The organism is [Leptolyngbya] sp. PCC 7376 (genome assembly GCF_000316605.1).
In the GTDB taxonomy this organism is placed as follows: Bacteria; Cyanobacteriota; Cyanobacteriia; order Cyanobacteriales; family MRBY01; genus MRBY01.
In genome coordinates, this window is the sequence record NC_019683.1 from 1,216,491 (window position 1) to 1,228,830 (window position 12,340).

Below are 12,340 nucleotides of genomic sequence, written 5' to 3' on the forward strand. Positions count from 1 at the left end.
CCATTAGTTATGTCAGTCTCATAATTTTCAAAGACTCTTAAACGGAAATACAGTTGCAATAATATTGCCCGATCGCCTTCGGAATTGTCGGGAATGTGACATCAGCTTGATCCAAAATCCATTTCACATAGGTGTTGCTGTTTGGCCCCGGCACATAACGATAAAGATAATTGTGGGGATATTGTTCTGGACTGGATTTGAGAATGGTTGCAAGGGTTAAAGCGGTTTCGTCTGTCCAGGTGGCGATCGCCCAACTTTCCCCATTACCAACACCACGATTTGGAGCCATGAGATTTTTGTGGAGATGTCCCCAACTTGGCTCTCGAACCGATCGATTTTGCCAAATTTCCCAACGGGTTTCAGTTTTGCCTTCTTGCACAACAAACCAACAATGCACAGCAATCCAGCCAATCATTGGAATTTTTGCAGCGCGGAGTTCAACGGTGGTCATTGGCAATCGTAAAAATCAGTTTCGGTACAAACATAATCCAATGTTTTATCCCAAGAGTCTGTAGGCAAAGTTTCGGCTAGACAGCAATTAAATACAATGCCAATGGTCGTGATTTTTCGGGTGAGGGTCGCAAAAAATCGGTCATAAAATCCCCCACCATAACCGAGGCGATCGCCACTTTTAGTGCAAGCCACAGCGGGAACCAAAATTAAATCTATGGTTGATAAATTGATTAATGGTAAATCAGGATGGGGTTCGGTGATGCCATATTTACCGGAAATGAGGCGATCGCCCGGTTGATATTGATGCCAAGCTAAATCTTTACCAACACAGCGAGGCAATCCCCAATGTTTTGGGAGAGACAATAGCGAGTTTAAATCTGGTTCATTACGATAGGTACAATAACTCAGTATTGATTGGGCATCTTGAAAAGGTAGCCGTTGCGCAAGATTCTGGCACAGTTGCTCACTCAAGTTACGCCAATCAGTTTCGGAGAGCGATCGCCGTTCCGAAAGAAAATATTTGCGGAGGTCAGATTTTGAAGCGTTCATACCCTAGGCTATTACGGTTCGCCCTATATTTGTGAGGAGATTTTGTCCATTATCGAGGCTCAGGTTCACCAAAAATTATTGCAGCTTTCCCGTCAAACTGAGGGGGATAATTGGCAACACCATTTAACCTTAGCGCGTTTGGTGGCAAGAGGTTTACGACTTGGGCGCTCTGCACTGATTCAAACTCGAACAGGGGTAGGAGATTATGCAGCGAGTTATCTGACTCCCCTACTCATGAGCGCCGAACCGGTGGTATTGGTCACGCCTCCAAAACTCCAACAATGGCTCTTCACAACAGAAATTCCTCGACTACAGACTCAACTATTCACCGACAAACCAGTTAATATCGTCACCCATCTCGAAAAAAAGCCTGCTGGTATTGCCTTAATTACGCCGGATGATTGGCTCGACTCGATGCTTGGCGATCGCTCAGTTGTTTCCGTCACAACAATCCTCAATCCCGTCGATGATCTCTGGCAATGGGTGCAAAACCATGTGCGGTTCAATGTCACCCTTGCGGACTGGGAAACGCTCCAACAACAAAACCCAGCCCAACAAGATCTCATTCAGACACAATATAACCACCTCAAAACCCACCTTCTGCGGCGATCGCCGAACCCATACCATTGTCATTTGCTCCTAGACACAGAACTTGAACAATTTAGCGAATGCCTACAACTGCCAACCCTACCGACACCTTGGCAAACCCTACGACAAACCCTCGCCAACTCAGAGGCCAAACCCCTATGTTGGGCAATGCTCAATCGTCAAGATGGATCATTTTCTATTAACGTTGCGCCTCAAAAAGTATCGACTCTACTCAAGCCCCTCTGGGAAAAGCAAGCCACATTATTTATTGGTGGGTTTCTCGACACCGAAAAAATTGCGCCAACTTTCCGTGACCAAATCGGTTTAGACGAAGATTTAACTTGCGTGAAATTTACGCCACCCCGCCAGCAACACCAAACTCAAGTTTATCTACCTGAAAAACGTCTCCCACTGCCCAATACACCGGAATTTCAAGGAAGACTTTTAGCGCAACTGCAACGATTGGCACGCCTAAGCCGCAATGTTAAGCGCCCAGTGGTACTTCTAATCAATGACGTTCCTCTCCAAGCACAAATGGGAGCCGCCCTCGCCGCTGAATTTGGCAGTATCGTCAAAGTAGAACAAACAAACCTCGAAGCTGACAGCATTTTGATTTGTGGCTGGGAGTTTTGGCAATCGCTAACCAATCCCCTCTTCTATGGTCAAACTCTTAATTTTCCATTGCCACAATTAATGGCGATCGCCACATTACCCCTCCCATCCCTCGAAAATCCTCTGGTTGCTGGACGCGTTGCCCATTACAAAGCCCAACGCCAAGATTGGTTTCGGCTCTATCTATTGCCCACCGCCCTTAGAGAACTCCAACGCGCCATTTATCCCCTCCACCAAGACCAGAGTCTCATCGCCATCCTCGACAATCGCATCAACCATCGTGCCTACGGCCAACAAATCCTCGATGCTCTCCAGCCTTGTTCCTATTGCAATTACCTCGATCCAAGTTGGTTTGGATGCTGGTGACAACGATCACAATAAATTCGATGTCAAGTCACCGCAATAATTTGTAATATTTTGTTATATTTAGTCACATAGACAAGTAACGGAGCTAGTTTTATGAGTCGCCAATTTGACTACACATCTCAAGCAAATCTATTCACTCCTATTGTTTTCCGCGAAGACTTTAAGGATGCAACCATCAGTGCAACTCAAGCATGGTCTTTGTTTTTCTCTGCGGGCCAAGAAGAAAACCTCTTTGGTAAAAATCGCGAAATCGGCTGGTTTTACAACAATGTAATTGTCGCCAGCGTCGTCATCTTCGGTTTAACGGCAATTCTATTTAGCGCACCTCTTTCTCCTTTGTTCTAAGCAAGAATCTCAAAAACTCAATATCCCTAAGATAATCAAACGCGATCACCCCTTAATCGCGCGATGCAAGAAGACAGCTGACGAGCTGTCTTTTTGTTATGGTGGCAAAGCTAACGGTAAGGAATTTTCATGGCTCCCCCAATCTATAAATCTGAAACTCCTTGGGAGAATGGCTTTCGGGAATACGATGAAATCATCGATGTGCGATCGCCGGGGGAGTTTGCAGAGGATCATATTCCAGGGGCGATCAATTTTCCGGTTTTAGATAACGAGGAGCGAGCAAAGGTTGGCACAATTTATAAACAGGTGTCTCCGTTTGAAGCGCGAAAAATTGGAGCGGCGTTAGTTTCTCGCAATATTGCCAATCATCTAGAGCAATATTTTCTCCAAAAACCGAAGGCTTATCATCCTCTGATCTACTGTTGGCGAGGCGGACAACGTTCCAATAGTTTTGCCCATATCCTTAACCAAATCGGCTGGCAAACAACCTTAATCGTCGGCGGTTACAAAACCTACCGTGCTCATGTGCGGCGATCGCTGGAAGAATTACCAGAAAAATATCAGTTTAAAATTCTGTGCGGCTACACCGGCAGCGCTAAAACCTATCTCTTGCAACATATGAGAGAAGCAGGGTTACAGGTTTTAGATTTGGAGGCGATCGCCAACCATCGTGGTTCTTTGCTTGGTCAAGTTTGGCAAGATCAACCCACTCCTCAGCCTTCTCAAAAAGGATTTGAATCAAAATTATTACAAGCGCTCCAAGAATTTGACCCAGCAAAACCCATCTGGCTCGAATCGGAAAGTAACGCTATCGGCAATGTTCATATTCCGGCAATGTTTTGGCAAGCAATGCGGCGATCGCCCTGCTATGAAGTTGAGTTGCCGACCGCAGAACGAGTGCAATGGCTAATGGCAGAATATCCTCATCTGATCAAACATCCAGACGAATTAAAACGACTGCTAAACTATCTCATTCCAAATCTCGGCAAACAGAAAGTCCATAGTTGGTTTGAGCTAATCGACGCAGAACAGTGGCCAGAATTTGTCGCCGCTATTCTCACTGAACATTACGACCCAGCCTACCGGCGATCGCTCCCCTCCCACTATTCCGAGCCTCAGCAAACCTTTTCGCTGCCTAATCTTCAGCCTGACAATATCAATTCCTTCATCGAGCAACTCAGCAACATTGCCATTTAACCTTGAGATTTAGAGGGCGATCGCCAGTGAGAAATTGCTTTTTAGGAAAGTAATCAGTTACAACCAGTAACGTGACGCACTAAATTTTGAGGAAAAACCGTTGCCCCACTCTATTGTTACCGATGTCTGTGAAGGCGTATCAGATTGCGTAGAAGCTTGCCCCGTCGCCTGCATTCACGATGGCCCCGGCAAAAATGCAAAAGGGACAGATTGGTACTGGATTGACTTTGATGTTTGCATTGACTGCGGCATTTGTCTGCAAGTTTGCCCAGTTAAAGGCGCAATTATTCCCGAAGAAAACAGCGAAAAACAGCGCACTCCTTAAGAGCTTATTCGAGATAATTCTTGCTCCTTATCAAACCATTACCAAAAGATTACAAAATATAGTCAAACAACCTGCTTTTTCCTGAATTCCACCCCAAAACCTTCGGATAGAGATGCTATCTTTGTGTCTATATCTTGCGAGGAACCCTTATCCATGATGACGACTATGCCCGAGGCAGGACATCCCCTAAGCCGTATGCTTGCGGACTATCCACCAGCAGCTCTCCGTTGTGATCTGCCTGACGGTACGTTATTCGGTACAGATGGAATTCGAGGTAAAGCAGGTGATTTATTAACTGCTCCCTTCGCAATGCAGGTGGGCTTTTGGACGGGTCAAATTTTGCAAGAGCTTGCTGACCGCCAAGCGCCCGTCATTATTGGTCAGGACTCCAGAAATTCTAGCGATATGCTCGCCACGGCGATCGCCGCAGGATTAACAGCATCAGGACTCGAAGTTTGGCATGTTGGCCTATGTCCTACCCCTTGCGTGTCGTACCTTGCCCGCACCACAGAGGCGATCGGCGGTATCATGATTTCCGCCAGCCACAATCCTCCCGAAGATAACGGGATTAAATTCTTTGGTGACCAAGGCACAAAACTCCTCAAAAACCTCAGCGCCAAAATCGAAGAAGGTCTTCGGGGACAACGGACAGAAGAATTTAGGTTAGACAATCCCGACCATGGTCAATATCAAAATCAAACCATCCTAACTCAGCAATATCGTGACGCAGTATTCGCAACATTACCCGAACAATTTTCCCTCGAAGGAACAAAAGTAGTCCTTGACCTTGCTTGGGGAGCTTCCGTTCACCTCGCACCAGAACTTTTCACAGCCAGCGGTGCAGAAGTGATTGCCCTCCACCACCAACCAGATGGTGACAAAATCAATGTGAACTGTGGCTCCACACATATGGCTCAGTTGCAAGCAGCCGTTGTTGCGAATAACGCAGATCTCGGTTTTGCTTTTGATGGCGACGCAGACCGCGTTATCGCAGTAGATAATCAAGGCCGTATTGTCGATGGCGATTACATTCTTTACCTCTGGGGTAAACAACTCAAAGAAGCAGGGCAATTACCGCAAGATCTCCTCATCGGTACAGTCATGGCAAACCTAGGTTTCGAGCGAGCTTGGGAAAAATTAGGTGGCACACTAATGCGCACTAATGTTGGTGACCAAAATGTCCAAGCAGCCATGTGGGAAACAGGGGCAATGCTTGGTGGCGAACAATCAGGTCATGTTCTTTGTCACCACCACAGTGTTTCTGGCGATGGTATTCAAACGGCTCTTCACCTTGCCCAGCTTGTAAAAGAAGCAAATACTTCCTTGAGTGAACTCATCGATCAGAGCTTCCAAACGTACCCACAACTCCTTAAGAATGTGCGTGTCGAAGATCGCGATCGCCGTTTAAATTGGCAAGACTGTGATGTTTTACAAACAGAAATTGCCAAAGCTGAAGCAGCGATGGGAGACAAAGGCCGCGTCTTAGTGCGTCCATCTGGTACAGAGCCTGTTATTCGTGTGATGGTTGAAGCAGAAGAGCAGTCCCTCGTTGACCATTGGACACAGCACCTCGTCAATATTGTGCAAGAGAATTTTTCCTAAAACATTAATCAATTTAATTCCCTATTCATGCCCTAGCAAAAAAGAGGACGTTCTGTCCTCTTTTTTATGCTTTATGAGATGTTAGGTTTGAGTCGCCCTAAACCATGACCCATAAGCGTTAGATTCAATTTTGCAATTCGTGTTTACAACTTTAGTCGTCACCCCAGCATTGTGCAGGGTTCAAGTCTGCAATATGATCTCTTAGGAGAAAACCATGGCGTTCGAGTTCACGCTCTACACCGACCCACTCGCGCGCGGGGATAAATTGGCAGAGCACATAGATTGGTTGACTGCAGTCAACTTTGCCCATCTCCAATAGCTGCTGAACTTCATCCTTTAGCATTTCAATCGAGAAATGTTTACTTTGATCGATTGTCTGAGGCATCGTTTTGATACTCATGTTTGTTACCTCTTAGCAGATGAAGAACTATAGGCACATCTTAATAGAAAATGCACAGCATCGCTACAGAAAAAGCGCTGTATATTTGAATACTTAAGTGATTTTTTTCTTAAAATAACTAAAGTCTATCACTCTCTTTTTTTTAACTTTCTATTAATCTTTGAGTGGTTTTCACGTTTCGTTTTTAGGTGAACTCGCGTTGAGACAAATCCCTGGAAGCTTTGTTGTCAAAGAGTTTTGAGCAAGCATCGATCTGAGAAAGCGACATTTGTCCGTAAGTGAAAATACTAGGGATATTTGGGAAAGCTTGAAAAATTTCAGCGACAAAATAGGGCGTTCCATAATTAACAATTGCTAAAAGTTCTACCTTTAGAGAGACTTTTCTCAACAGAGTTAAAGGGTCTATCAAAGTTCCTGTAAAAGGGTTCCCTCGCGTGAAAATTTGGATGATAGTGGGAATAGCTGTGACGTCGTAATTCTGGAATTGACTTAATTCAATGATTTGCGGCGTAAAACCATGGGCTTGGGGCATGGCGATCGCCGGACAATTAGGCTTCAGAAAGTCGCTTTTTAAGATTGAGTCAACAAGGATTAAGTTTTGGGCTGGAGAATCTTGATCGATTGTCACGAATTTCTGACAGCCGTTTTGTTTGCTGGAACGGGAAAAAATCTCTAAGACAATCTCTTTCGTCTGCTTCTCAGCGATCGCCTCGGGGAAGATCAATGTTTTCTCGGAAACGAGTTTTTGTTTAGCTTGCCAGATGCGGGTGACGGATTCTTTAAGACGCTCAACGCTTAAGCGGCCGGATTGCACCGCAGCTTCGACGGCATCAATGGCCACTCCAACATCTGGTGGCATCAATAAAATATCGGCCCCAGCTTCCAAGGCCATAACCGCAACTTCTGTAGATTTAGCAAAATTAGTAACTCCACCCATCATCAAGGCATCGGTCACAATCAGGCCATCAAAAGCCAATCGTTGTCGTAATAAATCGGTCAAAATTTGGGGCGATAAGGTTGCGGGGCGTTCAGGGTCTAGCGCAGAAATCATCAGGTGAGCCGTCATCACTGTATCCACACCGGTAGCGATCGCCTCTTGAAACGGCGGTAACTCAATCGTTTTTAGGCGCTCTACATCATGGGGAATGGTTGGTAGCGATACATGGGAATCTATTGCCGTATCACCGTGACCAGGAAAATGTTTGGCAGAAGTGAGCGCAGGGAACCGATGTACGCCACGAATAAACGCAGCACCCAAAGTAGAAACCTCTTCAGGCGTTTCCCCAAAGGCACGGACATTAATCACCGGATTGGCAGGATTATTGTTCACATCCATCACTGGTGCAAGAATCCAATTAATGCCAATGCTTAACGCTTCTCTGGCCGTACTCTCCCCCATCTGCTCAGCAAGGGCGATCGCCTTATTCTTATCCTTGCGATAAATTTCAGCCAAAGCCATCGGTGGTGGAAACCAAGTTGCCCCAGAAAACCGTTGCCCCACCCCTTCTTCAATATCTGCTGCAATCAACAGCGGAATATCCGCCCAACTTTGCAACTGCTTTGTTTTGAAAGAAACCTCAGCCGCACTACCACCCAATAAAATCACCCCACCCACAGACCAATCTTTGATCCATGTTTGGAGTGTTTCGTTGTCTTCTTCCCACTGAGGGTAGAGGCGATCGCCATCAAATAAAAAACCAGACGACCGCACCACAATTAGTTGTCCAATCAGTTGCCGTAACGAAAGCGAATCAATACTTGGTAGCGCACCCATCAACCGTTAAACCACTTCCTCAGACTCAAGCTCTTCTGGTTCCTTAATCTCCAACTTATTAATTAAATGGATCATGCGATCGCCTTCCTCAAGCGAACGATCTTCAATAAAGTGAATGTCCGGCGAACGACGTAAACGCACCCGTTTCCCTAAAGTCCGGCGCACAAAACCCTGACTGGCTCGTAAACCTTCCATCGTTTCCGTGCGAGCTTCTTCCGAACCATAAATACTCACAAACACCTTGGCATGCTGGAGATCACCAGACACTTCCACATCCGTAATACTGACCATGCCAGCACCAACACGGTCGTCCTTAATATCCTGCATCAGCATCATGCTAATTTCCCGCTTAATGAGCGAAGAAACCTTAGATACCCGTCGATTATTAGCCATGACTTTTACCTCCTGCTACCTTGTCTCAAAACCAAACCAACCCGAATTATCTTCGTAACCCGACTGCCAGTGACGAAATAATTGTAGAAACGTCCTACAACGAATAACGGATTACGAAACCCAGCACATCGTTCGAGTTGCGGTTCCCGACAGAGAGGGATTACAACGCCCCTAGTCTATCTTGAAAAAACCAACCCATTCAACAATCCCTATCACCAGCACACCATCTCCCACGCTCAAAGCCTATCCCGGCAAACATTAAGCAAACCTCAAGATATATCGTTAATTCTTGACAACGCACCTATTTAGTGAAGGAATACTGTAAAAAATGCAACAAAGCTTCCGGAACAGGGTATCTTTAATGCTGTTACAAATGGTCAGTGAGTAAGCCTAATAATGCTGGATAAATCCGAAGCAATCATCGAAGCAATTGACGCAAGAGAAATTTTAGACTCTAGAGGTCGCCCCACCGTAGAAGCAGAAGTCCGCTTAGTCAGTGGCGCATTCGGATTAGCGCAGGTTCCGAGTGGTGCATCGACTGGTAGTTTTGAAGCCTGTGAGCTTAGGGATGAAGATGGGTCTCGTTACGGCGGCAAAGGAGTACTCAAAGCCGTCCGCAATGCCAAAGAAAAAATTGGACCTGAACTGGTTGGGAAAGATGCCCTCGACCAAAGCACACTCGACTACGCGATGATTGCCCGTGATGGCTCCGACAACAAAAAAAATCTCGGTGCAAATGCAATTCTCGCGGTTTCCCTCGCAACAGCAAAGGCCGCAGCACAAGAGCTTGCCCTACCTTTATATCGTTACCTTGGTGGCCCTTTGGCAAATGTTTTGCCTGTGCCTTTGATGAACGTGATTAACGGCGGTGAGCACGCAGCAAATAATGTTGATTTTCAAGAATTTATGATTGTGCCTGTGGGTGCAGATTCTTTCAAAGAAGCATTGCGTTGGGGGGCAGAGGTTTTCGCAACCCTCAGCAAGGTACTCGATAAGAAAGGTCTTTTAACGGGTGTGGGTGATGAGGGTGGTTTCGCACCTAACCTTGGTTCCAACGAGGAAGCGCTAGAAATCCTTGTGGATGCGATCAAAGCAGCTGGCTATGAGCCTGGTAAACAGGTTGCGCTTGCCCTCGATATTGCAGCTAGTGAATTTTATACTGACGGCAAGTACACCTATGATGGTGCAGCACATAGCCGTGAAGAGTTTGTCGATTACCTCGCTGAGATGGTGGAGAAATACCCCATTGTTTCCATTGAAGATGGTCTTGATGAGGACGACTGGGAAGGTTGGGCGGCCCTGACTGCAAAGATTGGCGATCGCGTTCAACTTGTTGGTGATGATTTGTTCGTAACGAATAAGGTTCGTCTACAGAAAGGTATTGAGCAGAAGGCTGGTAACGCGGTTCTGATTAAGCTCAACCAAATTGGTACGCTCACTGAAACCCTTGAGACTATCGATCTTGCAACTCGCAATCAATATCAATCTGTAATCAGCCACCGTTCTGGTGAAACTGAAGACACAACGATTGCAGATCTCGCTGTTGCGACTCGTGCTGGCCAGATTAAGACAGGTTCTCTCTGTCGTAGTGAGCGGGTTGCAAAATACAATCGTCTTCTCCGCATCGAAGATGAACTCGGCGATCGCGCGGTTTATGCACCGAAAGTTGGTCTCGGCCCCCAATTTTAATTTCTGCTGTTTGAAGAATTAATCAAAAAAGGTCTCAGTTTCGGCTGGGGTCTTTTTTATTTATGGGCGATCGCCTACAACCTCTCAATTTTGTGGTGTTATAGACTTTTAGATATCTGTCGCCTTCAATTAATTTTTCTGCCCATGCGCGTATTTATTCAAGACGATATTTTATGTATTGAAAAAGATGATGTGCCACCTTTCAAAAAAGGCGGATCTGTTGTGAGAAATAGTTATTTTTGGGCATTAAAGTCAATCTCTTGTTATGCCCCACGAGAAGACAATTGGGAATTTGATCAAGAGGTGTGGATTGCCCTTGCCAGAATGCTTATGGCCTTTACGGAATCAGGTTATCTTGGCTACTCTGAAACCTGCCTAAAATTCCCAGAAGACACACCAATTCCAGATGTTTTGCGTTCTGTTTCTAGCTATTTATAACGTTGTAAATATTAGTCACTCGCTTCCCAAAAAACAATTGAATCATTTAAGGGTTGTAGGGTGGTGCCAGGATAATAGAAATCTAGAATTTTTGCGGCTGACCAACCTAAGTTTGCAAGGTTATAAGAGCCATATTGACTCATGCCAACGCCATGGCCAAAACCACCACCGATAAATGTATACCCCGTGATTTGTTGCTGGGCATTTTTGGTAGGTTGCAAATAAAATAATGTGCTCCGTGGTGGCCCTAATGCACTTCGGATTTCATTTTTTAGCAGTTTAACAATACCTTTATCGGTTGTGACATCCAACTCTAAAACTCGACCGGAGGGCGATCGCCGAATAATTTCAAGCTTCTGAACTGACTTAATGCCTTCGAGCGGATGCTGGGTTTTTTCGAGATATTTTTGGAGAGTAGTAGCGAGTTCAGCTAAGGTGGCGGAACGTTCCCAACGGAATACATTACGGCCAGTCTCATTAAACCCTTCGTCGAGGGCGATAAATTTACGGAAGGTTTGCTCATCAGCAAGGGATGCGGAACCGAGATCCCATACTTGATTGGGAGAATCGATCACCGCTTTGAGATAGGGGCGTTCGGCACCATTCCACACATCGCTAAAGGAAGCCGTTACACCGCCCGTCGTGGAAGAATATAGGGCATCCACCAGTTCATTGTCGTAGGTGAGAACTAAACCTTTGGTGCGGGCGATCGCCTGATCGATGCGACTGGTACTGCCTTCGAGACCTTTATAAACTTGGCAATGGACAGTGGCACACATTTCGTAGTTATCAGCTTCAAACCGCCGCAAATTTCGGAGGGCATAGGTACGTGCAATAATCGTTTGGGCTTCCACCGCATTATTGGGAGCACTTTTACCAATTTCGTAAGGAACCACACCCCGCAAATAGGTCTCAATATTGACCTCATTCACTAACGAATAAGTACCATAGGCATTGGGCTGGAGTCTCAGGCGACCTGCAAACCGACTTTTCTTACCGCCGTCCTCTTGGATCTCAAATAAGTTATTGGCGGAGTATATGGATACATTGGAACGGTTATAACGGTATCCGCCCACTACAAAAGAGGCGATCGCCCGCTCCTTTAACACCTCAGAACTGAGATAAGGATTATTAAATCCTGCAGCTTTCAAATTCTCTAATAGCAACCGTCTAAGCAGTGGCGTATTGTATACATCCCGGTGGGCCCAAACCTGCCATCGTCCCGGCTGCGTAACTTCCACTTCGATCCCGCGCGATCGCCACTCTTTGGCGCTATCTTCCGCCGTTTCAAAGGTACCTTGGTCACTGAGGACAATATGTTCAGACAGTTCTGGTTGCTTGAGATCGCGAGCACCGAGGGTAAAAGTGATCTCATTCGCCTCTAAAATTTGGGGTTTGCCACCCGTCTCAATTTCAATCCTGAGACGATCGCCCTGCAGGCTACCGATGGTCAAAGTATCAGACTCTTCCTCACCAAAGCGTTGCACAATACCAACTTTGATCTCGACATCCTTCGCGGCAGTGGGCTGGGAAGATAACACAGAAAAACCCAGTAAACAACCCGCACCAAATAGTACAGCCTTCGACTGAAGCATTGGGTCAACTCCTA

At 46.0% G+C, this 12,340-nt stretch carries 13 protein-coding genes; 7 read left to right on the top strand and 6 right to left on the bottom strand.

The features are described from left to right. Window positions 1–37 precede the first annotated feature (37 nt). Together LEPTO7376_RS05520 and LEPTO7376_RS05525 are read right to left on the bottom strand one after the other, a co-directional pair. A complete protein-coding gene (locus tag LEPTO7376_RS05520) occupies window positions 38–451 on the bottom strand; it encodes a DUF3750 domain-containing protein (protein ID WP_015133234.1) in 414 nt (137 codons plus the stop codon). Further along, complete coding sequence (locus tag LEPTO7376_RS05525; RefSeq protein WP_015133235.1) at window positions 448–1,002, bottom strand: 5-formyltetrahydrofolate cyclo-ligase; 555 nt, start codon at window positions 1,000–1,002, stop codon at window positions 448–450. The genes LEPTO7376_RS05520 and LEPTO7376_RS05525 overlap by 4 nt, the downstream gene beginning before the upstream one ends. Before the next feature lie 42 nt (window positions 1,003–1,044). Here LEPTO7376_RS05525 and LEPTO7376_RS05530 point away from each other — a divergent pair, with 42 nt between their 5' ends. The 5 genes from LEPTO7376_RS05530 (at window position 1,045) to glmM (ending at window position 6,037) form a co-directional block, all read left to right on the top strand. Continuing rightward, window positions 1,045–2,568: a helicase C-terminal domain-containing protein gene (locus tag LEPTO7376_RS05530; RefSeq protein WP_015133236.1), complete on the top strand. Its 1,524-nt coding sequence runs from the start codon at window positions 1,045–1,047 to the stop codon at window positions 2,566–2,568. 93 nt (window positions 2,569–2,661) lie between these two features. Continuing rightward, window positions 2,662–2,913 carry a hypothetical protein gene (locus LEPTO7376_RS05535; RefSeq protein ID WP_015133237.1) on the top strand — a complete coding sequence of 84 codons (252 nt, stop codon included), beginning with the start codon at window positions 2,662–2,664 and terminating at the stop codon, window positions 2,911–2,913. A gap of 129 nt (window positions 2,914–3,042) precedes the next feature. Then, window positions 3,043–4,110, top strand: coding sequence for a tRNA 2-selenouridine(34) synthase MnmH (gene mnmH, locus LEPTO7376_RS05540; protein WP_015133238.1), 1,068 nt, complete (start codon window positions 3,043–3,045; stop codon window positions 4,108–4,110). 100 nt (window positions 4,111–4,210) lie between these two features. Then, a complete protein-coding gene (locus tag LEPTO7376_RS24455; RefSeq protein WP_015133239.1) occupies window positions 4,211–4,435 on the top strand; it encodes a ferredoxin family protein in 225 nt (74 codons plus the stop codon). Between the two features lie 195 nt (window positions 4,436–4,630). Continuing rightward, entirely contained in the window at window positions 4,631–6,037 is a 1,407-nt protein-coding gene (glmM, locus tag LEPTO7376_RS05550) for a phosphoglucosamine mutase (RefSeq protein WP_225901252.1), read from the top strand. A gap of 151 nt (window positions 6,038–6,188) precedes the next feature. On the opposite strand, the gene LEPTO7376_RS05555 is transcribed toward glmM, so the two are convergent. The 3 genes from LEPTO7376_RS05555 to rbfA all read right to left on the bottom strand — a co-directional run bounded on the left by LEPTO7376_RS05555 (window position 6,189) and on the right by rbfA (window position 8,604). Then, window positions 6,189–6,437, bottom strand: a complete 249-nt coding sequence (locus tag LEPTO7376_RS05555; RefSeq protein ID WP_015133241.1) for a DUF4327 family protein — start codon at window positions 6,435–6,437, stop codon at window positions 6,189–6,191. A gap of 184 nt (window positions 6,438–6,621) precedes the next feature. Further along, window positions 6,622–8,211, bottom strand: a complete 1,590-nt coding sequence (locus LEPTO7376_RS05560) for a glycoside hydrolase family 3 N-terminal domain-containing protein (protein ID WP_015133242.1) — start codon at window positions 8,209–8,211, stop codon at window positions 6,622–6,624. A gap of 6 nt (window positions 8,212–8,217) precedes the next feature. Further along, window positions 8,218–8,604, bottom strand: coding sequence for a 30S ribosome-binding factor RbfA (gene rbfA / locus LEPTO7376_RS05565; protein WP_015133243.1), 387 nt, complete (start codon window positions 8,602–8,604; stop codon window positions 8,218–8,220). 396 nt (window positions 8,605–9,000) lie between these two features. Here rbfA and eno point away from each other — a divergent pair, with 396 nt between their 5' ends. Both eno and LEPTO7376_RS05575 read left to right on the top strand, forming a co-directional pair. Next, window positions 9,001–10,293: a phosphopyruvate hydratase gene (gene eno, locus LEPTO7376_RS05570; RefSeq protein WP_015133244.1), complete on the top strand. Its 1,293-nt coding sequence runs from the start codon at window positions 9,001–9,003 to the stop codon at window positions 10,291–10,293. Between the two features lie 144 nt (window positions 10,294–10,437). Further along, window positions 10,438–10,731, top strand: coding sequence for a hypothetical protein (locus tag LEPTO7376_RS05575; protein ID WP_015133245.1), 294 nt, complete (start codon window positions 10,438–10,440; stop codon window positions 10,729–10,731). Between the two features lie 11 nt (window positions 10,732–10,742). Here LEPTO7376_RS05575 and LEPTO7376_RS05580 read toward each other — a convergent pair whose 3' ends face one another. Continuing rightward, complete coding sequence (locus LEPTO7376_RS05580) at window positions 10,743–12,326, bottom strand: SpoIID/LytB domain-containing protein (RefSeq protein WP_015133246.1); 1,584 nt, start codon at window positions 12,324–12,326, stop codon at window positions 10,743–10,745. Window positions 12,327–12,340 lie beyond the last annotated feature (14 nt).

Coding starts and splice junctions, on each gene's coding strand:
- LEPTO7376_RS05560 (WP_015133242.1), bottom strand. CDS start 8,211: ATGGGTGCGCTACCAAGTATTGATTCGCTTTCGTTACGGCAACTGATT.
- LEPTO7376_RS05525 (WP_015133235.1), bottom strand. CDS start 1,002: ATGAACGCTTCAAAATCTGACCTCCGCAAATATTTTCTTTCGGAACGG.
- LEPTO7376_RS05520 (WP_015133234.1), bottom strand. CDS start 451: ATGACCACCGTTGAACTCCGCGCTGCAAAAATTCCAATGATTGGCTGG.
- mnmH (WP_015133238.1), top strand. CDS start 3,043: ATGGCTCCCCCAATCTATAAATCTGAAACTCCTTGGGAGAATGGCTTT.
- LEPTO7376_RS05575 (WP_015133245.1), top strand. CDS start 10,438: ATGCGCGTATTTATTCAAGACGATATTTTATGTATTGAAAAAGATGAT.
- rbfA (WP_015133243.1), bottom strand. CDS start 8,604: ATGGCTAATAATCGACGGGTATCTAAGGTTTCTTCGCTCATTAAGCGG.
- LEPTO7376_RS05535 (WP_015133237.1), top strand. CDS start 2,662: ATGAGTCGCCAATTTGACTACACATCTCAAGCAAATCTATTCACTCCT.
- LEPTO7376_RS05580 (WP_015133246.1), bottom strand. CDS start 12,326: ATGCTTCAGTCGAAGGCTGTACTATTTGGTGCGGGTTGTTTACTGGGT.
- glmM (WP_225901252.1), top strand. CDS start 4,631: ATGCTTGCGGACTATCCACCAGCAGCTCTCCGTTGTGATCTGCCTGAC.
- eno (WP_015133244.1), top strand. CDS start 9,001: ATGCTGGATAAATCCGAAGCAATCATCGAAGCAATTGACGCAAGAGAA.
- LEPTO7376_RS05555 (WP_015133241.1), bottom strand. CDS start 6,437: ATGAGTATCAAAACGATGCCTCAGACAATCGATCAAAGTAAACATTTC.